This window comes from Microcoleus sp. PH2017_34_RAT_O_A (assembly GCF_020737885.1).
In the GTDB taxonomy this organism is placed as follows: Bacteria; Cyanobacteriota; Cyanobacteriia; order Cyanobacteriales; family Microcoleaceae; genus Microcoleus.
The window spans coordinates 47377-70457 of the sequence record NZ_JAEQDD010000060.1 but is presented as its reverse complement, the minus strand read 5'-3'; the positions used below and the strand labels follow the sequence as shown (position 1 = coordinate 70457).

Here is a 23081-nt window from a genome sequence, read left to right as displayed (position 1 = left end):
TGGGGTGGGCTTCTAGCCCGCCCAGAATTTTTTTGAACAGGCAAGATGCCTGTTCCACAAGCAATGAATTATCTTGTGGGGTGGGCTTCTAGCCCGCCCCTAGAAATTTAATACCTCATATTCGAGATTCCCATAAACCATTTGCTTGTCAACTGCCGACAAAACTTTATTATTAGCAGCATCAGAAACTAAACACTGACAAACTAACTGGGCGACATCCGCCCGGTGAATTGTTCCCGCAACTCGACAATCTTCTGTTAAAACACCATTGCCCGTTGCAGGTTCCGATTTCAGTCCGCCCGGACGAATTACAGTATAAATCATCCCGCTTGCGATTAAATGATTTTCGGCTTTTTCCTTTTCAAGTAATACCGGGCGCAACGTTTCTAAAGCTTGCGGTGGTAAAGCCGCAGCAGTGTTACCGCTACCGATGGATGAAACTAAAATAAATTTTTGCACGCCTGCTTTGACAGCAGCATCAATCAAGTTTTTGTTTCCCAAATAATCGGCTCTTTCCCCATCTTTTGGTAAGCCGCCAATGGTGCTGATTGCGGCATTGATTGGTGCGCCTCCAGCGATCGCAGCTTCTACAGCCGCTGTATCCAAAGCATCGCCTGTCATGACTTTGATGCCCATTGCTTCTAATTCGGTGCGGTGGTTGGGCGATCGCAAAAGTGCAGTTATTTGTACATTTTGTGCTACCAAACATTTGGCGATTTCTAAGCCAACGCCTCGACTAGCACCTGCTAAAAAGATGTGGAATTTATCTGTCATATTAATTTTGTTTTAATTTGGGCAGTAGTTGTTTTTTGACTGTGGTTTATTGTACAACAATTCTCGCTTAATTGGTGAGTTTTGTTTTTTTTAACCGCAGAGGGCGCAGAGGGCGCAGAGGAAGAGAGGGGAAAGATTCGCAATTTCTAATTTACGTTAGATTTTTTTGCCGACTATTACTACCCAAGATTGAGCTTCGCGCGGCAAACCGGGAGGGCGGTAGTAGTGGCTGACAATGGCAAATCCTGCTTGTTCCAAACAAGGTGCTAAAGTTTCGTATTCCCATCCCGCAGTATAGCGTTTTCCCGTCGGCCGCTCGTCGTAGCCTTCCCAATTTCCCCGGCACATTGACATGACAATTGCACCGCTAACAACTAAGGTTTTGTGCAAATCTTGCAGCACTTTCACCATGTTGTCGCTGGGAACGTGAATTAGGGAAGCATTGGCAAAAATACCGTCAAATTCAGCCTTTGGTAAGTCGAGTTCAAGAAAAGATTGCTGCAAAACTTCGCAGCCGGATAACTTCTTTGCTATTTGTACAAAAGCTGGAGTTGCATCTAAGCCTACAACGGTATGTCCTTGGCTCTTGAATGCTACTAAATCTCGTCCGGGCCCGCATCCTATATCGAGTATTTTACCGGGGTTGCGGGGCATGGCAGCGGTTAGTGCGGATCGATTTTGGGATACGTCGTGATGCCATGTTCCTTCTCGGAAAGATTCGGCGGTTGTCTGGTATTCTGCGATCGTAATTTCTTCGCGTTTGTCCACAATTCCCCCTCTTGTATGATTTAAAATTGATTCATTCAAAAAGACCGGGCGAATGAAATTCGCGTCTACAAAGACAAAACCCGCCTCCGCGGGTTGAAGAATTGGCGGTAAAAATTAGGTGATCTTCTTTAGTCCGCGGAGGCGGACATCGTTTGTGTAGACGCGGTTTCAACCGCCGTCTTATCTTCGGAAAATTCGATCGCAAATCCCCGATCTTCGGGAGATTCGATCGCAAATCCTGCATCTCGAATCATATCCCAATCTTGATTGGCGCTTTGTCCGGGAGTTGTGAGATAATCGCCCACAAAGATCGAATTAGCAGGGTAAAGTCCCAGAGGTTGCATCGATCGCAAATGCACCTCCCGTCCCCCAGCAATCCGAATTTCTTGGCTGGGAAGCAAAAATCGGAACAAGCAGAGAATCCGCAAACATTGGCGCGGATTTAAGCGATTAACGTCCGCAAAGGGCGTTCCGGGAATCGGAATGAAAAAGTTGACCGGTACGCTCGTAACGCCCAAATTCCGCAGCGACAGCGCCAAATCGATCGCATCGTCATCCGATTCGCCCATCCCCAAAATTCCGCCCGAACAAGTTGTGATTCCGGCTGCTTTGACGTTTTCGACTGTTTCCACGCGATCGCCAAAAGTGTGAGTTGTGCAGATGTCCGTGTGGTACGATTCGGAAGTGTTGAGATTGTGGTTTACGCGATCGACTCCAGCTTTAGCCAAACGGTGAGTTTGCTCCTCGGTCAACAACCCCAAACAAGCACAAATTTTTAGGTTATGATTAGCCTTGACCGTTTCTACAGCATCCAAAACGCGATCGAAAGTAGATGCACTTGGTTGGCGGCCAGAAATCACCAAACAAAACGTACCAGCTTTTAAATCTGCTGCGCGTTGGGCTGCATCCAGAATTTTTTCCTTAGCTAACAGCGGATACTTTTCTATTTCCGCACTCGAAATTTTCGACTGAGAACAATAATGGCAATCTTCAGGACAAAGACCACTTTGAGCGTTTAACAAATAGTGCAACCTGACGCGGTTTCCCCAGTAGTGGTGGCGCACCCGATAAGCTGCGTTTAGTTGTTCCAGCAAAACCTCATCCGGCGCGCGCAATACAGCCAAAGATTGCTCGCGAGAGAGACATTTTCCCGCCAGCGAGTCATCAGCCAAATCGTTCCAATTGGGTAAATTCATTACTAAAATTTAAGGGTTTACAGAGTATCCAAAACCTGACGAATTACCCGATAAATCGATTCTAGTTCATCAGGAGAAATGCAATAGGGAGGCATCAAGTAAAGCGTATTTCCCAAGGGGCGGAGCAAAAACCCCGCTTCCAGAAATCTGGCTTTCAATACAGGGGCGATGTCATTAAAATAACCGGAAACGCTTTCCGTTTTCACATCCATTGCTGCGATAGTGCCGCAAGTCCGAATCCGTTCGAGTTTAGGATGATCTATCAGCCATTGATTCAGGTATTTGCGGTGCAGTTTTTCCATTCCTTGATAGGCATTTGGGTTTTGCTCCAAAAGCTCCAGGGATGCTACACTCACCGCACAAGCTAAGGGATTTCCGGTATAAGAATGACCGTGAAAAAAAGCTTTGTCCGATTCATCTCGCCAAAAAGCTTGATAAATATGCTCCGATGCCATTGTGACAGCAATTGGCAAGCAGCCGCCAGACAATCCCTTAGACAAACACAGGATATCCGGTGCAGTGTCAGATTTAACAGAAGCAAACAGTTCGCCCGTGCGCCCAAAACCAGTCATCACCTCATCGTAAATCAACAATACATTAAACTGGCGGGCCATTTGTGCGATCGCCCGCAAAAACTCAGGGCGACACATTCGCATACCCGCAGAACCTTGCACCAAAGGTTCGATAAAAATTCCCGCATACCCCTTCCCATGCTTCAACAAAGACTCAAGTTTCTCCAAACTCGCCGCCTCCTTGCTTTCCACCTCATCATCGCCATCAAAAGTCGCAGGAAAAGGCACAACATCCCCAGCAAACATTAAAGGCGCAAAAGGTTCCCACCACAGCGAACTTCTACCCGCAGACATCGCGCCCACAGTATCGCCGTGATAACCTCCCTCAAAACCAATAAAGCTAGTGCGGTTAGTTTCTCCGAGATTTAGCCAATATTGAAACGCCATTTTCAGAGCAACTTCAACAGCAGTCGAACCATTATCAGAAAAGAAAATCCGCGTCAAAGAATCAGGCGTATGAGTTATCAACTTATCAGCAAGTTTCTGTGCAGGTTCGTGAGTAAATCCCGCAAAGATTACGTGTTCTAACTTTTTGGCTTGTTCGTAAAGAGCCTCAGCCAGAACAGGATGGCTGTGCCCGTGAATCGTCACCCACCAACTAGAAATACAGTCAAGAATTAGCCGCCCATCTTCTAATTCCAGCAGCGATCCTTTGCCGCTAATTACCTTCAGCGGCGCCGGAGCAGTTTTCATTTGCGTGAAGGGCTGCCAAATTGGTGAAGTTGAAGAATTATGTTCCTGCTTCGCAGTCATTTTTACCCCTGCCACTAATATCAACCTGCATTTTAAAGCAATTGTAACTCAATTGTGAACCCTTTATCTTCTCTTCTTTCTTCTTCTCTTTTCTTCCTTTCTTCGTGTCCTTTGCGCCTTCGCGGTTCGTTAAAAAAAATCTAGTTTAGTGTTGGGGGGCGGGGGCGCTGAAACGTCTACCGCCAGATCCGGTATTCCCGGGCGATAGTTGAATTTGTCAGTTAAATTTTTTCTGCCAATCAGCAAATAAGTCGTCATTGCTCCTTTTCCTTTAACATTGATTTTACCGCGTTTTTCCAACACATACCGATCGCGCAGCAATTCATAAGTTGAGCCGCTAACCTGAATTTTACCAGGGAGTCCCTGGGATTCCATGCGGCTTGCTGTATTTACAGCATCTCCCCACAAGTCGTAAATAAACTTTTTAGTACCGATGACACCGGCTACCACAGGCCCGCTATTAATTCCAATGCGGATACTGAGAGGTATATCGGATTCGTCGCGAAATTTCATAATTTCTTGCTGCATTTCCATCGCCATTTCGGCAATACATTCTGCATGATTTGTAGATGGAAGTGGCAAACCGCCTGCTACCATATAATTGTCACCGATTGTCTTAATCTTTTCCAAGCCGTATTTCTCGCTTAAGCAATCGAAAGCTGAAAATATTTTGTTCAGCAGTTCGACTAATTCTGCTGGAGACGTGCGAGAGGATATTTCGGTAAAGCCCACAATGTCCGCAAACAGCACCGTCACCTCAGCAAATCCATCTGCGATATTTATCTGACCTTGTTTTAGGCGATCGGCAATCATTTCAGGTAAAATATTTAGCAGTAAACGTTCCGACTTTTCTTGTTCGGCGCGCAATATTTCCTCAGCTTGTTTCCGCTGTGCAATTTCCTTGTAAACTCGTTGAAACATTTGATTGAAGGCGACCATAACTTCTCCCAACTCGTCATCGCGCTTGACAGAGAGAGAGTAGAAATCAGGTTTTTCTCGATCTTTGCTCAAAGCTACTCCCGCAGCGATCAAATCATCGCGCAATCTCAAGATTGGTGCAATTACTGTCACCCCTAAAAACAGCATAGTTACAGAAGTGACAAAGGCTGATATAATAATAACTAAAATAGCAACCCGCCCTATAAATGCGTATAGTTCTGGTTGAACAGTAGAAGCATCATGCCGAACAATTAACGTATAATCTCCTCCCAAATGTCGCTCTGTCCAAGCAATATCGTAGCGCTTGCCATCGAAAGTTTTCTGGCGAATTATACGAGCAAGTTTTAGTTCATCCAAATCAATTTTGGGTGCTTCACCAAGTTGATATATTAGCTGGTCGTCAAATTGGTAAATAGATAGTCCTAATACTACTTGAGAATCCTTAGTAATATTTTTGACTTCTTCTTCAAAGACAGTACGATCGTAAATATCTTGTTTTAGCAAAACCTCTAGAGCCTCAACAGTCGCGTGAGATACCTGTTCCAGTTGATTTAAAAGTTCATTTTCGCGCCGAAAATAAGAGGGAACTAAAATAATTCCCTCTATCACAAGAATACTAGCAAACACCCACAAAGCTATTTGTCTAGACAAGCGAGATTTGAAAAACTCCAAGAATGATAAAATGTGCACTGACATAAAATTTAGTCTTCTGCAAAGGGCTAATTTAGGACATAGGAAAAGAAACTGGGTTTCTTGTAATAAATTTTGGGTTTTTCAATGAAGATAAGACGGCGGTTGAAACCGCGCCTACACAAACGAAGTCCGCCTCCGCGGACTGAAGAAAGAAGATAGCGTAATTTTAACCGCCCGCTCTTCAACCCGCGCACCATCCGGGTTTTATTTGACAAGAAGCGGTTTCAACCGCCCGGTCTTCCGATCCCAAGCGTATTGGCTAGCTCCTTAATAATATAATAAACAAATTAAACCGAAACTACACTAACTAATCGGGATACAAGTAAATAAGTATTCATATCACCCTTGCCTTTGACATGGATAATTCCTCTGTCTTCAAACAGATACTTATTTTGCAAGATATCGTAAGTTGATTTTGTGACTTGAATCGCGCCTGCAATTCCGTGGGATTCCATGCGGGCTGCTGTATTGACGGCATCGCCCCAGAGGTCGTAAATGAATTTTTTGGTACCAATAACTCCCGCAATCGCAGGCCCGGTATTGATGCCGATCCGAATGTTAATTCCTGAATGATGTTTGGCATTAAATTTCGCTAATTCCTCCTGCATATCTAAAGCCATTTCCGCAATGCTTTCGGCGTGGTTGGTGCTGGGAGTTGGCAAACCTCCGACTACCATGTAAGCATCTCCTATTGTTTTGATTTTTTCCAAGCCATACTTTTCTGTCAAATTATCGAAGGCCGAAAAAATTTCGTTGAGAAAAACTAGCAGTTCTTCGGGAGATATTTGCGCTGAAAGCACGGTAAAGCCGACGATATCGGCAAACAAAATCGTGACTTCGGCGAAGCCGTCAGCAATGCTGCTTTGACCGTCTTTTAGCTTGGCAGCAATGGATTCGGGTAAAATATTGAGCAGCAGGCGATCGCTTTTTTCTTGTTCTTTCAACAATTCTACATTAGTTTCTTGCAATTGTGCCGTGCGTTCCCTGACCCGCTGTTCTAATTGTTTAGCATTTTGGCGCAACCTGCTGAGAGCTAAAGTTAATCCTGCGATGCCTAAAGTTGAAAGTCCTGCTAACAGTAAAAACAGGTCTTTCAGTCCGCTTCTAGTTTTTTGAGTAATGGTTTCTAGAGGTTGAGTAATTTCTAATATCCCGCGCACATCTCCCACTTTCCAGTCTTTTTTAGGACTATCGCGGTTAGTGTTGTGACAGTTAACGCAACTAGGAAGGAGACGATCTGCCTGGGCATATCGAAATGCGGGCTTACCGCGAAAATCCTCAGTGCGGAAAAATTGTCCGGTTGGATTTTGCATCAAATAGGTAATAGCTTGACGCTCAAAATCGTCTCGGGCACCACCTTCTTCTCGCCGCCAGGGAAACGGGTAGTCGCTGTAGAGACGAACTGATACTTCGGGATTTTTGTTGGTAATCTGGTTGCCGAGTTCTATTAAGAAGGTGGCAGGTACGGGAACTGTTACTTTTGTTGATATTGGGTTGTAGTCGTGGGTAAAGTTAATCGCTTTCTTTGTGTTGAGAGGACTGATAACATCAGAACTGTAAAGGGTGCGGGCTTCTTTAATAGCTTGGGCGTAAAGTGTAGCATTTTGGAGGGCTTGCGCTTGTATTAGGGTAGAGGAAAGACGAGACATATTTGCCATCGCTACTCCTACGCCTACACAAAATAAAATTGTCATCAGAAGCAGAATTCGCTTGTAAATTAATTGGTTGATGGCAGCCAGACTGCGAGAAATCAATTTGTCCATGCTATCCTCAAATGTGAGGTTCGATATTGATTTAATTTTATGCACTACTAACATAACACTGCTTTTTCAGAGTGTTTTGCTGTAAAGCAAGACTCGATAGTGCAAGGGATGGTTAATTCTTGTTTACCGCGAGTGTTTCCCTTGTCCGTAACAGTACGCATAACTTTATATATTTTTTAATCTAAATGAAATAAAATATCGGTAAGCACACGGCGCCGTGCCGTTTCCCTACTTCATGCACTTTTTGCTCTATTTCGGTTAGGATGACGATTGTAGTCTCTAATTGGCGATCGTGAATTCTGACTCTACTGTCTCACCTGCACGCAATGAAATTTTTCCGGGAGAAGTTTTTGTCAACACTGCGGATTTTGATACGGGCATTCGGCGACTTTTACCTAAATATGACGAAATGCTGGATGTATTAGTTGGCTGCATTGCTAGCAACAACCACCGCATTTTAGAACTCGGCTGCGGTACGGGGGAACTGAGTTTAAAAGTTCTGCAATGCTACCCGTCTGCGGAAATATTTGCTGTGGATTATTCGCCGCGAATGCTTGATTTTGCCCGCACCAAAATAGAGTCGGCCGGATACGCAGCGCGGTGGACTGGCATAGAATTGGATTTTGGAGAATGGGCGAACAATCCAAATGTTTTAGGTTTGGGGGATAAGTTTAATGCTGCTATTTCATCTCTGGCAATTCACCATCTTGAGGACGAAATGAAGTTGAAGTTGTTTCAACGGATTCGCGAAAGTTTAAATGCTGGTGGCTGTTTTTGGAATGCCGATCCTGTTTTGGCAGAATCAGCAGTAATGAAGGATATTTATCAAGCGGCGCGAGAAGATTGGGCGCTAAGTCAGGGGGAAACTTTAGCCACAATTCGTGCTGGTGTGGGGACGAGTGTGTCTTACGGCTATTCTAATCCCGATCGCCTAGCGACAGTTGCGGCACAGTTGGAAATGCTGGCAAATGCTGGATTTGAGACTGTGGCAGTTCCTTGGAAATACTACGGTATGGCGGTGTTTGGGGGGTTTGTTAGTTAAAGCAAATTGGGCGATTGAAATCGCTGTCGCGAGTCAAACAAAGCAGATTGGGGGATTGAAATCGCTGTCGCAAGTCAAACGAAGTCCGCCTTCGCGGACTAGGAAATGAGCAAACAACAGTTGTAAATTTAAGGGGCGGGGGCAGTAATTTCTGTAGGTGCCGCCCCCGGTGCAGGTGCTGCTTGTTTTTCCAGCATTTGGCGCTGTTTGTTGCGAAAATCGGCGGCGGCGTCGTTCAAATTTTGGCGCTGTTCAGTATTGAATTCTTCGATGCTGCGGCCACCTCCGAGTCTGGATCTGTGAATTAAATCAAATATTCCGCCTCCGGTGCTGCGGCCGGAAAAAGGGTCGGTGTTGTCTTTAGTTTGAAAGTCTTGCAGCGGTTGGGGGTTGTTATTATTTAAACCGCTGGCTTGAGCGAAGGTTGCTTGAGGTGACAAAAGAGCACTGGTGGCGATCGCACTTGCAGCAATCCGCACCATCAATTTGCCCGATTTAGAAGTTTTGTTGTTCATGATTTATTCGTTGTACTTTCAAAAAAACAATTGCTAAGAAGACCGGGCGGTTGAAACCGCGTCTATACATACAAAACCCGCCTCCGCGGGTTGAAGAAGACCAGCCAGTTGAAATTACGTTATTTTTTTCAGTCGGCGTCCGGCGGACTTGGTTTTTGTAGACGCGGTTTCAACCGCCGTGCGATCTAAGCAAACCGGCGCCGCAGCAGGGGTTGAATGCTGAGGAGCGCCACCAAATCAAACGCCAGCAGGACTAATAGCGCTCCTCCAAAGGTAACTGTACCCCAAGGAGCTTGCATTACGACGCTAGCTAGCGACCAATCGCTGTGGAGGTACAAATAGCGGATGGGTTCGATCGCATAACTGAGAGGATTGAGAGTGACGACAACTTGCAGCCAGTCTGGCATAAACGACAGCGGCGCGAGGGCGGTGCTGGCAAATAATAGCGGCAAGTTAGTAACAAAAATTACTGCGATTAATTCTACGTGGCCCGGAAGAGCGAAGGCTAAACCGAGACTGAGGCCGGTGACTCCCAAAACTAATAGTAGGACAATTAGGGCGATCGCGCCCAGTCCAGCAAGTCCGGGGAATCCCGAACCCAAAAAGGCTCCCGCCGTAACGATTGTGCCTGTTTGGATAAAGCTGAGGGTGACGATGAAAATAGCCGAAGCGAGGACTATGGAAAATCTCGAAGCCAGGGGCGCGACTAACAGGCGGTTGAGAAATCCGAATTCGCGATCGAACATAATCGGTAAACCGGCATTCAGCGCGCCTGCAAATGCAGTAAAAACTATTACGCCTGCGCCAAGAAATTGTCCGTAATTCTGGCTTTCGCCGAACAAGCCGGCTGGTGCATTTTTAAACAGAGCTCCGAATAAAACCAACCACATCAGCGGCTGAATAATTCCTGCAACTAGGGTGGAGGGGCGGCGCTGCAATTGAATAAACAGGCGCTTGGTTAGGGCTAGTGTTTCTTGGATGAAGTCGGCCAGCAGGGAACTCGAAGTGTCAGCGGATGGCGTGGTGAGTGGCCGCTGCTGGTTGAGGTTGGGGGATGTAACAGTACCGCTCATAATTGCTTGTGGATTAAATTTAACTATCTTTAGGGTAGCAAGTCTGGAGGGATTGGTGTTGGGCGGGCGATCGGCCTTACAATTGTTGAGGGTCAATGCCTTTTTCTCGCAGCAATTCTATTAAAGCTTGATAGCGTTGCTGTTCCTGTTGTCGCAGAGTACGTTCTGCTTCTAGCTGTTGTTGAGCGAGTTGTTTTTCTTGCTGAGCAAGTTCTTTTTCTTGCTGTTCGCGATCGGCCCGTTGGCTTTCCTGTTCTCGAAGTTGATCTAATTCTACAGAAGTGAGGAATTTGCGATCGTCTGGGCGGTAAATTTCCAGGGTTTCTGGTGTGAGTTGAAACCGTATACCCAAGCGGGGGCTGACCCAACCGTTGATTTCTGGGATTTCTTCTAGGCGATCGCCCACTCGTTGAGAACCTGTAAATTCTAAGGTATCTGGGTCATAAATATAATATTCTTCAACTCCGTAGTTTTGATAGAAGAATAGTTTTCTGAGCATTTCTGTGCTGGTATTTCCAGGAGATAATATTTCAAAAACCACTTGAGGTGGAATATTATCTTCTTCCCATTGTTTGTAAGATCCCCTGTCTCCTTTTGGTCTACCAAAGACTGCTAATATATCAGGTGCTTTGCGAGTTTTGTTATCGTCTTCGACGGGATACCAGAGTAAGTCGCCGGCAATAAATACGTCAGCGCAAGTCGCGAATAAGATTTCTAGGTTTTCCTTGATTGTGACAATCCAGCGGAATTGTTTGGTGTTGTCTGCCATTGGTTGACCGTCGCTGTCGGGATAGATGATTTGTTGTGTTGTTTGTGGGACGAGTTGTTGAACCATGCCGTTCACCTTTTGGCTGCAATAGTTTTAATTATATCCTCATGTTAAAATGGTTGCAGAATAGTCTTAAATATCTACAGTCCTAAACGCACTCCGATTAAAGAAACCGAGTTTTTTACCGAATTTACGGTGTATAACACATCTTTCGGGAAAAAAACCCGGTTTCTGGGCCACCATCCTAAGTCCTAATCTACCTAAATGAGAGAAAACCATGACCGCAATTCGTACCCAACCTAAGCAGATGCTCAGTTTCGAGCAATTTGTAAAGCAACTTCCCGATGAAGAAGGCCGCTATGAACTTGTCAATGGAGAAATTGTGAGAATATTACCAATAAGACTGCACGAGGATCTTGCCTATTTCCTTGTCAAACAGTTTGATAAAGAAATCGATCGCGTCCCCCTCAATTACAGGGTGTCTGGCAGATTCATGGTGAGGACTTTAACCTCAAATGGTAGAGAACAAGGTCGCCATCCTGATGTTAGTGTAATAAATAAAACTCTCTGGGAATCACAGCCTTTTGCCTACTCAGCCATAACTGAACCGCTGCAATTAGTTGTAGAAGTTGTATCGACCAATTGGGAAGATGATTATATCGATAAGCTGGATGAATATCAGCGTCTGGGAATTTCGGAATACTGGATTGTCGATTATTTAGCTTTGGGAAGTCGCGATTATTTAGGTAATCCGAAAGTTCCTACAGTTTTTGTTTACTTGCTTGATGAAAATGGGGTTTATCAAATGACGGCTTTTCGAGGAAATGAGCGAATTATTTCCCGAACTTTCCCAGAATTAGCGCTGACAGCAGAGCAAGTATTGGATGTATAGCAGTTGACAGTTGACAGTTGACAGTTGACAGTAGCTGTAGGGTGCGTCGCCATCAAAAATCCTCAAAAAGATCGACAATCTCACAGCGACGCACCTTACAAAATAGTTAACCCTCAAGATTTTTTTGGGCTAACAAGCGCGATCGCACAACAGTCAAATCGGGTTGAATGCCCAACAAACGCTGATGAACGGAATCTGCTAATTTCTCGCGATAATTGAGATAAGCTTCCACTACTTCCTGGTGTCGGAGATAATAGCCGATCGCACTATAGACATCAGACAATGACACAGTAGAATAACGCTGCACAATGGATTCCGGCGATGCACCATCTTGAAAAGCTCGAATCACCAATTCCAGCAAAACTCTTGAGTTTCCCACCCGAATAGCACCTGTTGCATCTTCTCGGAAAGGAGGTGCTTCAACTTCTAAAACAAGATTCATCTATTAATATCTCCCAAAATTACTATCGTATTCAACCGTCGAATCATCTTAAATAGGACTAAGGCCAAAGAAACCCGGTTTCTTTACAGATTTCTCGTCACCCAACCAGATTTTCCTGAGAAACCGGGTTTCTGACCCCGCACCCATAATAACCACCTAAACTAAACTACGATCGCATTGCCTGTTTTTGTTCAGCCTTCAAATCCCGATTGCTAGCAGCAGCCAACTCCGCATCCAACAGCGTTTTACCAGTCGCCGCCAAATACACATCATCCAAACTCGGACGAGATTGAGCAATCCCAAAAGTAGGAAGTCCCGCATCTTTCAAGGCTTGCTGAATTGTCACCAGCGCGTCGCTGTGCGGTGTTACTACCAAATTTAGAGAATTTCCTTGGGCGCTGTTGATAATTACTTCTTGGACGAAAGGCAGAGATTCCATTAAAGCTTGGGCTTTTTCGGCTTCTTCCAGTGGCGAAAACTCCCGAATCCGCAAAGTCACCCGATCGCCCCCAACGCGATTTTTCAACTCCTCCGGCGTCCCCTGTGCAATCACCGTACCCTTGTCAATAATCGCCACGCGATCGGCTAAAGCATCGACTTCTTCGAGATAATGGCTGGTAATCAACACCGTCGTACCTTCCTCCCGCAAGCGGCGCAGGAAATCCCACACTACCACCCGACTCTCAATATCTAGCCCGACAGTCGGTTCGTCTAACACCAAAACATCCGGCTGGTGAAGCAATCCAGCAGCTAAGTCGAGGCGCTTGCGAATACCGCCGGAATAGGTACCCGTTTTTTTATTTTCCCATTCCTCCAAACCGAGGAGTTTCACCATTTCGTCAATCCGCCCTTTAATAGTCTTGCGCGGCAAATGGTAAAGCGCCGCTTGCAATTGCAGGAGTTCGCGCCCTGTCAACACCTTATCGAGAGCGACTTCTTGGGCGACGTAGCCGAGTTTCTGTCTGGCCATTCTCGGCTGGCTGACTGCTGAAATGCCTGACACTTCAATACGTCCGCTATCAGGGGCACTCAAGGTACATAGTACCCGCAGGGTTGTGGTTTTGCCTGCACCGTTGGGGCCTAGCAAACCAAATATTTCCCCCGGTTCTACCTTGAAGGAAACATCTTTAACGGCTTCTACAGTGCCGTAGCGTTTCTGAAGATTTTCAATTAAAACGGCGGGAGCCATATATTTTAAGGATGAACTGGTTGTTAATATTTTGACACTTCTGGGCTTAATTTGCCGGAATGGGCGATCGCACGTTCCGACTTCCTGTGCTTGTGGCGATCGCACATTCCGACTCAACCCGAAACTGCTGATTGTTTTGATTTTTGATAACGGTTTAAAATTTTTGCACTTGATGGCACTTCCTAATCCCGATCGCCCTCACTCTTTCCTAATCTCAAATATAAAATTTTCTAGCAACCGCGCTCGACGGTTCAGATATTCTTAATGACTGAAAACCTTACGTTCGATTGCTTCTACCTTCTACCCTCTTCTTTCTTCCTTCTTCCTTCTTCCTTCTACCTTCTACCCTCTTCTTTCTTCCTTCTTCCTTCTTCCTTCTTCCTTCTTCCTTCTACCTTCTACCCTCTTCTTTCTTCCTTCTTCCTTCTTCCTTCTTCCTTCTTCCTTCTTCTGTTACCTCCAAACAAGTATGAGTTTTGAGTTAATTCTAACTTGGAAGTTAGCAACTCAAAACTCACATTTTTTAAACAAGTAGAGATGCACCCGAAACCTGTTATTTTATAAATATCTCTACTTCTAGGCGGATGTCGATCGCAATTAGAATCATTAACACCGCTCTCCAAACATTAAACTGTCGCTTAAAAACACGGAAAACTTCCCTAAGTGGCAAGTTCTAATTTTATCCAGTTTGCAAAAGAATGTAACTGTAGGCCCATGTTCTATACCCCGATAATCATCAGTCATTACCAATTCTTTAAGCGAAAATTGAAAAGGCTATGAACTTCTTTCTCGCTCGGGGGTTGGGTGCTGGGTCTTTAATCGACAATTTTCACCCAACCGCGACGCACATTGTACAGCAGTCGGTTGATGATGGCATACTCATCTTCATTCAGGGTTCTTTCTAAGAGTGCGGATCTTAGCTGTCTCCGGTCGTGGCGAGTCACGACACTAGAGAACATGACCTGACCAAATAATTCTTCGAGTGTCATTTGGGAAACGGACATGATAAACCTCCTAGTTGATTGAGAGATATTAAAATATTACAGGCTGATCGTAGTCCTATTATGCTCTGTCCGATCGCCGATTCCTGCGATCGAAAACATTGACACGGTGTGATTTTTAGGCTAAAAATTTGTGACTGAGACTTAGACGCTCAGTGACTCGGATCTTTTAAATTCGTGATGCTTGTCACAGATGTTGACAGTTGACAGTTGACAGTTGACAGTTGACAGTTGATCGAGGGCAGAAGGCAGAGGGGAGAGGTTCGAGGAGAGAAGGCCGATCGGGCGATCGACAAATCTGAGCTTGGACGATCGCCCGCCATTGCTGTCAATCCCCTCCTAATCCCTTCTCAACCTCCTAATCCCGTCTGCCAATTTTGCAGCTAATTGAGGCACCGGTCAATAGTCGCTACAACCGACTCGGCCAACTCTTGCAGCGCGTAACCGCCCTCCAAACCGAAGGCTATGCGGCGAGTGATTTGTAGGCAATATCCCGTGAAAGTACCGAAATCTGACGGCGCCAGATTCATGCTGGCCAGCGGATCCGAGGCTATTGCGTCGTAACCGGCGCTGACAATCAACAAATCTGGTTCAAAATTTGACAAAAACGGTACGACAAGAGATTCAAAGGCGCTCAGGTATTCAGCTATGCCGCCACCCGGATACAGGGGAATATTCAGCACATTGTTGTAAGCACCTTGCTCGTCAGCATCTCCGGTTCCTGGATAGCAGGGAGATTGGTGCAGGGAACAGTAGGCGATTTGCCTGCTGTTTTCCACCAAAGATTGAGTGCCGTTGCCGTGGTGCACGTCCCAGTCTAGGATGGCGACGCGGTTGATTCCCGGCTGTTCCAAGGCATAGCGAGCTGCGATCGCAGCGTTGGAAAACAAGCAAAATCCCATCGCACGGCTGTTTTCGGCGTGGTGTCCCGGCGGTCTGGCGATCGTAAAAGCCGGTTCGTTGGTTGCTAAAACTCGATCGACCCCATCGAGCCAAGCACTCGCCGCCAGCAGCGCTACGTCGTAACTTTCAGCAGAAATCGGCGTGTCACCGTCGAGGTAGCCACCTCCACGATGAGCCAAATGTTCGACTTCTTTGATGTATCTTGGCGCGTGAACTTTTTTGATCGCCGAGAGCAGTTCTGGTTCGCGCTGCGCCACTGGGGTGGGGAGTTGCCACTCAATGCGATCGGCCCAGGGAGCAGCTTTCAGAGCATTGACGATCGCCGTCAAACGTTCTGGTCGCTCTGGGTGAAGCATTCCAGTCTTGTGCAGCAAAAAATCTTCGGAATAGATGACGGGTAGCATCAGCAGATTTTAGATTTTAGATTTTAGATTTTAGATTTTAGATTTTTAGTTTGCTTTAAGAAGGCCTTCGGTTTTGTGAAATTAAAATTGCGATCGGGCCACCATTTTAATTTTTTATATAGCCCTCAAAAAAACTCACCAAAGCATGAAACCAGACCGCCTAAAAAAACCTTTTTAGATTTTGCCAATTGATGACTAAATCACCAACTGTCAATTTACAAATTTCCCTTGTTTCGTCCCTTAATTTTTCTGGCAACTTTCCCATAAAGTTAAGGGCAAATTGTGATATAATTTTAGGAGTAATTTGCAATATTTGGCAGCTCAACTGAATCCAAATCGATTTTATCGCATTTTGGGGATTTATAGCGGTCAAATTTAAAGTTTTAGCGGAGTTTTTCAACCTATGAGTATCTCTGAGTCGCGGATAATCCCGACGGATCTGGGGGGTGAGATGTCCCGATCGTACTTGGAATACGCCATGAGCGTAATAGTCGGTCGGGCGCTACCAGATGCTAGGGACGGTCTCAAGCCCGTTCACCGACGCATTCTCTACGCCATGAACGAATTGGGCTTGACTCCCGATCGACCATTCCGCAAATGCGCCCGCGTCGTCGGGGAGGTGCTGGGCAAGTATCACCCGCACGGAGATACAGCAGTTTACGACGCCCTGGTGCGGATGGCTCAAGATTTCTCCATGCGCGAACGCCTGATCAACGGCCACGGCAACTTCGGCTCCGTTGACAACGACCCGCCCGCTGCCATGCGGTACACCGAATGTCGCCTCACAGCCCTGACGAGCGACTCCATGCTGCGCGACATCGACTGCGAAACAGTTGATTTCGGCGACAACTTCGACGGTTCCCAACAAGAACCCCTCGTACTCCCCGCACGCATCCCCCAAATTTTGCTCAACGGTTCCTCCGGGATCGCCGTAGGGATGGCCACCAACATTCCGCCGCACAACTTGGGCGAAATAATTGACGGTTTGGTAGCGCTAATCCACAATCCAGGCCTTACTGACCTGGAATTGATGCAGTACATTCCCGGCCCGGACTTTCCCACCGGCGGGCAAATTCTCGGCAGAGGCGGCATTCGCGATGCTTACACCACCGGGCGCGGCTCGATTACAATGCGCGGAGTCGCCGGCATTGAAACCATCGAACACGCCGGCCGCCCCGACAAAGAAGCAATTATTATCACCGAATTGCCTTACCAAACAAACAAGGCAGCGTTAATTGAGAAAATTGCCGAACTGGTAAACGACAAAAGATTAGATGGGATTTCCGACATTCGCGACGAAAGCGATAGAGACGGAATGCGGATCGTGATCGAACTCAAACGCGACGCCTATCCCCGCGTCGTCCTCAACAACCTCTACAAACAAACACCGCTCCAATCAAATTTTGGAGCCAATATGTTAGCGCTAGTAAACGGGGAACCCCAACTACTGACGCTCTCACAATTCCTCAATGTCTTCCTAGACTTCCGCATTGAGACAATTACTCGCCGGACTCAATACGAACTCCGCAAAGCAGAAGAACGCGACCATCTCCTGCAAGGCTTATTAATTGCCCTAGACAATTTAGATGCCATTATTCACCTAATTCGCGCCGCTGCCGACTCCGCCGCTGCCAAACAAGAATTGATCGAGAATTACGGTCTTTCCGAACAGCAATCCGACGCAATTCTGCAAATGCAGCTTCGGCGTTTGACAGCATTGGAAGCGCAAAAGATTCAGCAAGAACACGAAGAACTGCGAATAAAAATCACCGATTTGGAAGATATCTTGGCGCGCCGGGAACGGATCTTAGAAATCGCTGAAGTTGAAGCAGTCGAAATTCAAACTAAAATCGCCACTCCCAGACGCAGCGTCATCGAACACGCCGAAGGAGAAATCGATGAAAGAGATTTAATTGCCAACGAACAAGCAATTATTCTGATCACAGAGCAAGGCTACATCAAGCGGATGCCTGTCAGCACTTTCGAGGCCCAAAGTCGCGCTACTCGTGGCAAAGCAGGCGCGAAAATGAAGGAAGATGACGGAGTAGAACATTTCCTTTCCTGTTGCGATCACGACAGCGTTTTGTTCTTTAGCGACAGAGGCGTAGTTTACTCTCTCAAAGCTTATCAAATTCCCGTCTGTTCACGGACGGCGCGCGGCACTCCCGTGGTGCAACTGTTGCCGATTCCTATAGAAGAAAAAATCACTTCTATGGTGTCAGTTACAGAATTCACCAGCGAAGAATACTTGGTGATGCTAACTCGCGGCGGCTACATCAAGAAAACTGCACTTTCAGCTTTTGCGAACATCCGCACTAATGGGTTAATCGCGATTTCTCTAGAAGAAGGCGACCAATTGCGGTGGGTGCGGAGAGCAAAAGTTGGTGACAGCATTATCATCGGTACGCGCCAAGGTATGGCGATTCACTTCCGCACCAATCACGAGCAGTTGCGCCCGGTTGGCCGCGCGACTCGGGGTGTGAAATCAATGAAATTGCGATCGGGCGATGAGTTGATCAGCATGGACATCTTGCCAAGTTCCATTGTTGCCGAAATTGCTGACACAGAAGATTCAGAATTGGAAGGAACAGATATTGCTCCGTTAGAAACGGGCGACTCGGAATTTGAAGGAGTAGAAATTGCTGAATTGGAAACGGGCGATGTGGAATTGGAAGACGAAGAATTAGAACTGGAAGCTGAGGAAATTGAAGGCGAAGATGCCGAAGAAATTCCCACAGTTAATAGCGAAGTTCCTTCGGTGTTGGTAATCACAACTAACGGCTACGGTAAGCGAGTTCCTGTTTCTCAATTCCGCCTACAAAGACGGGCAGGCAAGGGATTAACTGCTACCAAATTCAAGTCGAAAAAGGGCAAGGATCAGGTAGCTGCGCTGCGAATTGTCAACGAAGATGACGAATTGATGATTATTACCAACCGAGGTATTATTATCCGTCAAGCTGTGAGTGCAATTTCCACGCAATCCCGGACTGCAACGGGCGTGCGGGTGCAGCGCTTGGATGAGGATGATTCGATCGTAGCTGTGGCTTTGGTGCCGGCTTCGGGTGAAGAGTCGATCGAAGAAGCGCTATCTGAGGAAGCAGCAGAAGAGTCCTAGGTTAATGGTTTGTAGGGTGTGCTGCGGTGCACCTTACTGCTGTTGAATGATTAAAGTGCGATCGGCGGTTGAAACCGCGTCTATACAAACGATGTCCGCCTCCGCGGACTAAAGAATCAAGCTAAAATGCGATCGCCCCTACTCAGAAATCTTTCCTCAAAAGTCAAAGATTTTTTTCGGTGATGTAATTATGAGTCAACTCCAAACCCAACTGCTAACGGATACCTGGGTGACAGCGACTTGGGATGAATATATAGAAATCATTAAACAGCCGGAGTACGATCGCGCAAAATGCTATTACTATAACGGACAGTTGAGGATTGAAATGGCAGCAGTCGGGCCAGATCGTGCTGATGACAACGGAATTATTGTCATCTTAATCAATTTATTTGGCCTTGCCAAAGGTATCAAAATGAGACTGCTGGTCAATTGTAGCTATGCCAAAACGGGTGTCAGAGGTGCTCAACCTGATGCTTGTTACTACATCGGAGAGAGGGTGCAAACGGCGCCTCGCGGTAGTTCTGTAGTGAATTTGGAGAGCGCAGCGGCCCCTGATTTGGCGATCGAAATTGCCGACACTTCTCTCGTTGACGATTTGGGTACAAAAAGAATGATTTATGAAGAATTAGGAGTGTCTGAATATTGGGTAGTAGACGTACAAAAAGCCCAAGTTATTGCTTTTAAGATAATTGCTAACCGGGGAAGCGAACGTCTGACAGAATCTCAAATTTTCCCAGGGTTAAAAGTTACTTTGTTAGAGGAAGGTTTGCATCGCAGTCGCCAGACGGACAATACAGAAGTAGGTAACTGGTTTTTAGAGGAAGTTGGCGGGAATCCTCAATAGTATGCGCGGCGTAGCTATCCGGTGAATCGAGCTTTTGGAGTTTTCAACCCAATCACGCAGAAACTGAGTTTTTCTAGGAAAAAGTATCGTTATTGCGATCGTTTCCGGTATAAAAACCCAGTTTCTTAAGGTTTACTGCATAAGTCGTGAATCAGGATCTTTCACGAGATGTTTTGAGTAAGTTATGACAAATAAATTTGTCGTAAGTCTTGTAAACCCTCAACTGTTAACAAGCTAGAAGTTATAGTTTGCAGCAAATTTAGATCGTCAATGGCAGAAATTTCGTCCAAAATCTCTAACCCGGAACTTCCAAACTTAAGCTGTAAACCTAACTGAATGCCTTGCAATAAAGCTTGTTTGGTCTGATTTTGAGATGCAGTTAACTGTAATTGAGATTCAGTTAACTGTGACTGAGTTTGAGAGAGTCGGGCGGCTAATTCCTCGACATTAGGAATAACATTACCCTCAGCATCGCACCATCTTAACCAAGTATCATTGACGCTTTCAAAGACACCAGGCCAGAGGGTTAAACCTAAATCAACTAAGGGAAACCAAGTATCGGTTTTCGGCACATAGCGCCCCCCTTGTAATTGAAAAATCTGTAAAGGGCGATCGCTCAATTCACGCAGAGGATCGTAAACTACATAATACATTACACCCATCAGGGCATAATCAGTAAATTTGCTACCCAGTTCATTCCCCGGAGTCGGAGAAACAATTTCGATCGCAATTTCTGGAGGTTTCCCAAATTCCCAGAGCAAATAGGAACGAACATCTCGCCGATCCCAACTATCCGCAACAGTCACATTTAAACTGAGGAATATATCAGGAACTATCGCCGGATGCCGAACAGTACGGAAGATACCCACATTGGCTGCGACAATGAACGGAATACCGCCATTTAATTCATATCCAGAGAGAACTTCCGTAAGCAATCGCTGTTGTTTTTCGTTAATGAAACTATCCAAGGGAGTATCGTCTTCTTGTACGAGTTGTGTCGTATCGGGGTATTGACTGGGGTCAAGAATTATCTGCTCAGACATGGCTGATTTTGCTAGGATTTAATCGGGTTATGATTGTGCGATTTTCCTATGACAATCTTATCTCAATCTGGCAATCTTGTGTGAGCTGTTAACAATTTGTAGGGGTTGTGATTCTACCATATAACTGTAGGGATATGTCACGGCCGTGTCCCTACAAGTATGTACTGAAAATTAAATCATAATTTAATGGCGCTCGACTGAGGAATATGCTAAATTTTTAGTCAATATTTAATTTTGGGCGATCGCACTTTTTGCCTAAGGGCAGTACCCTGACAGGTGTAGGTTTCTTGGTACAAGCCTTATTCCATAAGGGTTTGAGATTTCACGAGTCAAAGGCTTAAAACCGTTGCACTGTAAGGGTTTGCTGGATTTTACTGTGAAAAAACCTACACCTGTCAGGGGGCAGTACCCCCGTGCCCGCCCTTCGGGGTTTCTGAGGTGTACTCCAACCTGTATGTGTAAAACTGAGATGCTCCCGCCTAGATTGCGTGAATAAACCCGCTTTCTCAGTCAGATTCAGTAAATTTTAGCTCTGAGTTAAATTAGTTATGAACTGCATAAACCTAAACACCCCCGCTGAAATCATCGAAGCCTTCCGTGCTTGCAACAATCCGGGGGAGAAGATTGAGTTATTTGAATGTTTGGCAACTCGCTCAGATCCACCTATTGATGCTTTTCTCCAGATATTAGAAGGGGTTAAGTTAGAAGAGATTGTGGCGCTGACGATTCTAGCATTTGGCAAGATTACGGATGCTAACATTAAAGCACGGCTGAAAGAAAGTAGTGAGTTACTGAGCGTACTGAGTCAGCAGGCTCAGTCGGGCGCAACAGATTTGATTCGATGGGCGGCGGCGACGACTATTGAAACTGTGGGGTTTGATTTTATTACAGTTTCGCAACATCTGAGTGAGGAACCTCGGAAGATTGCTGAGAAGATAGTTCAGTCTAAAATCAGAAGGTTTTCCGACTCGAATCTTGTGAATAGCGATGATTATTATGATGAGTTTGTAATTTTTTGGATTTATGGAGGATTAGAGCGACTCAAATCAATTTCTTCAAATTGTAAATATGCAGAAGGCTCACCAATAGATCGAACCTGTCAGGTAGTTATGAGTTTTCTTGGTTTAAGAGCCATCAAAAATGTTAACGCTGCACTGCAACGAGCCGAGTCTATGGGAGATAAAGCTTCTGCTATTGACGAAAATGAAGTATTTGAGGGCAGCGCTCAAAACATGGCAAAGCAAAAGTTAGAGAGTAAAGTAAATCCTGATGAATTAAAGATTTTAATTGAGAACCAATTACATTGTCTTCAGAGTAACAATTTGTCAACTAGAAAATCAGCAGCCCAAATCATCTCCCTATTTGGGACTACTTTTATTGAACAACTAAAACAATCCCAACCTACCCTAGCAATTGCTGTATTTATATTTTCTCAAGACTGGTATAAATTGCAATGGGTTACATCAGGAAAAAAGAATAGTTCAGGTCTTCAGGAATTAATCCAATGTTATGAATTCGATTCTTTGTCTTACACTCAACTAGATTTGATAGCACAAAAATTTGATTTCTTAGCAAAAAATTTGACTCGAAAAAAAGTCAAGCAAGATTGTCGAGAATGGTGGAAGCAAGCTTTAAATGATTTAGACAAGCGACAAAAGAGCGAACAGCAAAACCAGCAGAAATTGGCAGAAAGGAAACAAAGATTTGAAGAACGCAAGCAGAAATCCATCGCACTAAAAAATTCAATAGAAGCTGTCTTCAACCAAATTAGTTCATTCAATACCGAATGGTATAATAGATTTTTTGCGAATCCCAGCTTGACCTCTTTACCAAACTTGACTTTTGAAAGCAACGAGACTGATTATCATCAATTATTTTCGCAGTACGATCAGTGTTTGATAGATCAATTACGGAAAATGGACAAGGAATGGAATTCTTACTGGCGATCGCAAATTAGCCCTCTGGAAACTCAACGCTCGTCTGCTAAATCAGAAGAATCTAAGTTGTCCAAAGATTTACAAAATTCACGGTATGAACAAGAGAATAGTTCCGTCTTAAAATGGATATTAAAATGTATTGTTTGGTACTTTATATATTATTCTATAGTTCATGTCGTCATAGCAGCAGCAGGAGCAGGATGGATTTATTCAATAGTTCATGCCATAGCAGCAGCAGGAGCAGGATGGATTTTTGCAATTTTTGCGTTCGTAGGGTTCATTGTTTCTATTATGTTGACCGGATATTTGTTCTCTATTCCAACTAGACTTTTAGAGAAGACTGTGATAACTGCTCGTGTTAAATGTGAAACGATAGACTCAGAAATTAGGCATTTATACGAAAAACAAGATGAAGTTAGTCAACTGTTACGCCCCTTGATTAAATAGTCCTTTT

The 23081-nt window shown here is 45.3% G+C and carries 19 protein-coding genes; 5 read left to right on the top strand and 14 right to left on the bottom strand.

Features of this window, described 5'->3' with window-relative positions:
* Positions 1 to 99 precede the first annotated feature (99 nt).
* From JGK11_RS20205 to JGK11_RS20180, 6 genes are all read right to left on the bottom strand, one after another.
* Entirely contained in the window at positions 100 to 774 is a 675-nt protein-coding gene (locus JGK11_RS20205; protein WP_293193178.1) for an SDR family oxidoreductase, read from the bottom strand.
* 156 nt (positions 775 to 930) lie between these two features.
* Complete coding sequence (locus JGK11_RS20200) at positions 931 to 1542, bottom strand: class I SAM-dependent methyltransferase (RefSeq protein WP_293193179.1); 612 nt, start codon at positions 1540 to 1542, stop codon at positions 931 to 933.
* A gap of 128 nt (positions 1543 to 1670) precedes the next feature.
* Entirely contained in the window at positions 1671 to 2738 is a 1068-nt protein-coding gene (bioB, locus tag JGK11_RS20195) for a biotin synthase BioB (RefSeq protein WP_293179681.1), read from the bottom strand.
* A gap of 17 nt (positions 2739 to 2755) precedes the next feature.
* Positions 2756 to 4063, bottom strand: coding sequence for an adenosylmethionine--8-amino-7-oxononanoate transaminase (gene bioA / locus JGK11_RS20190; protein ID WP_293212603.1), 1308 nt, complete (start codon positions 4061 to 4063; stop codon positions 2756 to 2758).
* 129 nt (positions 4064 to 4192) lie between these two features.
* A complete protein-coding gene (locus JGK11_RS20185) occupies positions 4193 to 5698 on the bottom strand; it encodes an adenylate/guanylate cyclase domain-containing protein (protein WP_293193181.1) in 1506 nt (501 codons plus the stop codon).
* Positions 5699 to 5982: 284 nt separating this feature from the next.
* A complete protein-coding gene (locus tag JGK11_RS20180) occupies positions 5983 to 7458 on the bottom strand; it encodes an adenylate/guanylate cyclase domain-containing protein (protein ID WP_293179690.1) in 1476 nt (491 codons plus the stop codon).
* A gap of 292 nt (positions 7459 to 7750) precedes the next feature.
* Here JGK11_RS20180 and JGK11_RS20175 point away from each other — a divergent pair, with 292 nt between their 5' ends.
* Positions 7751 to 8500, top strand: a complete 750-nt coding sequence (locus JGK11_RS20175; RefSeq protein WP_293197242.1) for a class I SAM-dependent methyltransferase — start codon at positions 7751 to 7753, stop codon at positions 8498 to 8500.
* Between the two features lie 128 nt (positions 8501 to 8628).
* On the opposite strand, the gene JGK11_RS20170 is transcribed toward JGK11_RS20175, so the two are convergent.
* The 3 genes from JGK11_RS20170 to JGK11_RS20160 all read right to left on the bottom strand — a co-directional run bounded on the left by JGK11_RS20170 (position 8629) and on the right by JGK11_RS20160 (position 10923).
* Positions 8629 to 9015, bottom strand: a complete 387-nt coding sequence (locus JGK11_RS20170) for a hypothetical protein (protein ID WP_293179696.1) — start codon at positions 9013 to 9015, stop codon at positions 8629 to 8631.
* A gap of 185 nt (positions 9016 to 9200) precedes the next feature.
* Positions 9201 to 10088, bottom strand: a complete 888-nt coding sequence (locus JGK11_RS20165; protein WP_293179809.1) for an ABC transporter permease — start codon at positions 10086 to 10088, stop codon at positions 9201 to 9203.
* A gap of 76 nt (positions 10089 to 10164) precedes the next feature.
* Positions 10165 to 10923: a Uma2 family endonuclease gene (locus JGK11_RS20160; protein ID WP_293193183.1), complete on the bottom strand. Its 759-nt coding sequence runs from the start codon at positions 10921 to 10923 to the stop codon at positions 10165 to 10167.
* Positions 10924 to 11134: 211 nt separating this feature from the next.
* Here JGK11_RS20160 and JGK11_RS20155 point away from each other — a divergent pair, with 211 nt between their 5' ends.
* A complete protein-coding gene (locus JGK11_RS20155) occupies positions 11135 to 11749 on the top strand; it encodes a Uma2 family endonuclease (RefSeq protein ID WP_293193184.1) in 615 nt (204 codons plus the stop codon).
* 106 nt (positions 11750 to 11855) lie between these two features.
* On the opposite strand, the gene JGK11_RS20150 is transcribed toward JGK11_RS20155, so the two are convergent.
* The 4 genes from JGK11_RS20150 to JGK11_RS20135 all read right to left on the bottom strand — a co-directional run bounded on the left by JGK11_RS20150 (position 11856) and on the right by JGK11_RS20135 (position 15688).
* A complete protein-coding gene (locus tag JGK11_RS20150) occupies positions 11856 to 12191 on the bottom strand; it encodes a DUF433 domain-containing protein (protein WP_293193185.1) in 336 nt (111 codons plus the stop codon).
* A 166-nt stretch (positions 12192 to 12357) separates the two neighbouring features.
* The gene (locus JGK11_RS20145) at positions 12358 to 13380 is read right to left on the bottom strand and encodes an ATP-binding cassette domain-containing protein (protein ID WP_293193188.1); all 1023 of its coding nucleotides are present in this window, start codon (positions 13378 to 13380) and stop codon (positions 12358 to 12360) included.
* Positions 13381 to 14195: 815 nt separating this feature from the next.
* On the bottom strand, positions 14196 to 14384 hold the full coding sequence (locus JGK11_RS20140; protein WP_015175516.1) for a hypothetical protein: 189 nt from the start codon (positions 14382 to 14384) through the stop codon (positions 14196 to 14198).
* Between the two features lie 380 nt (positions 14385 to 14764).
* A complete protein-coding gene (locus JGK11_RS20135) occupies positions 14765 to 15688 on the bottom strand; it encodes a histone deacetylase (protein ID WP_293179726.1) in 924 nt (307 codons plus the stop codon).
* Between the two features lie 403 nt (positions 15689 to 16091).
* Between JGK11_RS20135 and gyrA the strand changes: the two genes are divergently transcribed.
* Together gyrA and JGK11_RS20125 are read left to right on the top strand one after the other, a co-directional pair.
* A complete protein-coding gene (gene gyrA, locus JGK11_RS20130; protein WP_293179729.1) occupies positions 16092 to 18803 on the top strand; it encodes a DNA gyrase subunit A in 2712 nt (903 codons plus the stop codon).
* Between the two features lie 190 nt (positions 18804 to 18993).
* A complete protein-coding gene (locus JGK11_RS20125) occupies positions 18994 to 19647 on the top strand; it encodes a Uma2 family endonuclease (protein ID WP_293212601.1) in 654 nt (217 codons plus the stop codon).
* Between the two features lie 182 nt (positions 19648 to 19829).
* On the opposite strand, the gene JGK11_RS20120 is transcribed toward JGK11_RS20125, so the two are convergent.
* Complete coding sequence (locus tag JGK11_RS20120) at positions 19830 to 20690, bottom strand: Uma2 family endonuclease (RefSeq protein WP_293212599.1); 861 nt, start codon at positions 20688 to 20690, stop codon at positions 19830 to 19832.
* Positions 20691 to 21331: 641 nt separating this feature from the next.
* On the opposite strand from JGK11_RS20120, the gene JGK11_RS20115 reads away from it, so the two are divergent.
* Positions 21332 to 23074 (top strand): hypothetical protein, encoded by a 1743-nt coding sequence (locus JGK11_RS20115; protein ID WP_293212597.1) that lies wholly within the window; start codon positions 21332 to 21334, stop codon positions 23072 to 23074.
* Positions 23075 to 23081 lie beyond the last annotated feature (7 nt).

Coding starts and splice junctions, on each gene's coding strand:
- JGK11_RS20205 (WP_293193178.1), bottom strand. CDS start 774: ATGACAGATAAATTCCACATCTTTTTAGCAGGTGCTAGTCGAGGCGTT.
- bioB (WP_293179681.1), bottom strand. CDS start 2,738: ATGAATTTACCCAATTGGAACGATTTGGCTGATGACTCGCTGGCGGGA.
- bioA (WP_293212603.1), bottom strand. CDS start 4,063: ATGACTGCGAAGCAGGAACATAATTCTTCAACTTCACCAATTTGGCAG.
- JGK11_RS20185 (WP_293193181.1), bottom strand. CDS start 5,698: ATGTCAGTGCACATTTTATCATTCTTGGAGTTTTTCAAATCTCGCTTG.
- JGK11_RS20180 (WP_293179690.1), bottom strand. CDS start 7,458: ATGGACAAATTGATTTCTCGCAGTCTGGCTGCCATCAACCAATTAATT.
- JGK11_RS20170 (WP_293179696.1), bottom strand. CDS start 9,015: ATGAACAACAAAACTTCTAAATCGGGCAAATTGATGGTGCGGATTGCT.
- JGK11_RS20165 (WP_293179809.1), bottom strand. CDS start 10,088: ATGAGCGGTACTGTTACATCCCCCAACCTCAACCAGCAGCGGCCACTC.
- JGK11_RS20160 (WP_293193183.1), bottom strand. CDS start 10,923: ATGGTTCAACAACTCGTCCCACAAACAACACAACAAATCATCTATCCC.
- JGK11_RS20155 (WP_293193184.1), top strand. CDS start 11,135: ATGACCGCAATTCGTACCCAACCTAAGCAGATGCTCAGTTTCGAGCAA.
- JGK11_RS20150 (WP_293193185.1), bottom strand. CDS start 12,191: ATGAATCTTGTTTTAGAAGTTGAAGCACCTCCTTTCCGAGAAGATGCA.
- JGK11_RS20145 (WP_293193188.1), bottom strand. CDS start 13,380: ATGGCTCCCGCCGTTTTAATTGAAAATCTTCAGAAACGCTACGGCACT.
- JGK11_RS20140 (WP_015175516.1), bottom strand. CDS start 14,384: ATGTCCGTTTCCCAAATGACACTCGAAGAATTATTTGGTCAGGTCATG.
- JGK11_RS20135 (WP_293179726.1), bottom strand. CDS start 15,688: ATGCTACCCGTCATCTATTCCGAAGATTTTTTGCTGCACAAGACTGGA.
- gyrA (WP_293179729.1), top strand. CDS start 16,092: ATGAGTATCTCTGAGTCGCGGATAATCCCGACGGATCTGGGGGGTGAG.
- JGK11_RS20125 (WP_293212601.1), top strand. CDS start 18,994: ATGAGTCAACTCCAAACCCAACTGCTAACGGATACCTGGGTGACAGCG.
- JGK11_RS20120 (WP_293212599.1), bottom strand. CDS start 20,690: ATGTCTGAGCAGATAATTCTTGACCCCAGTCAATACCCCGATACGACA.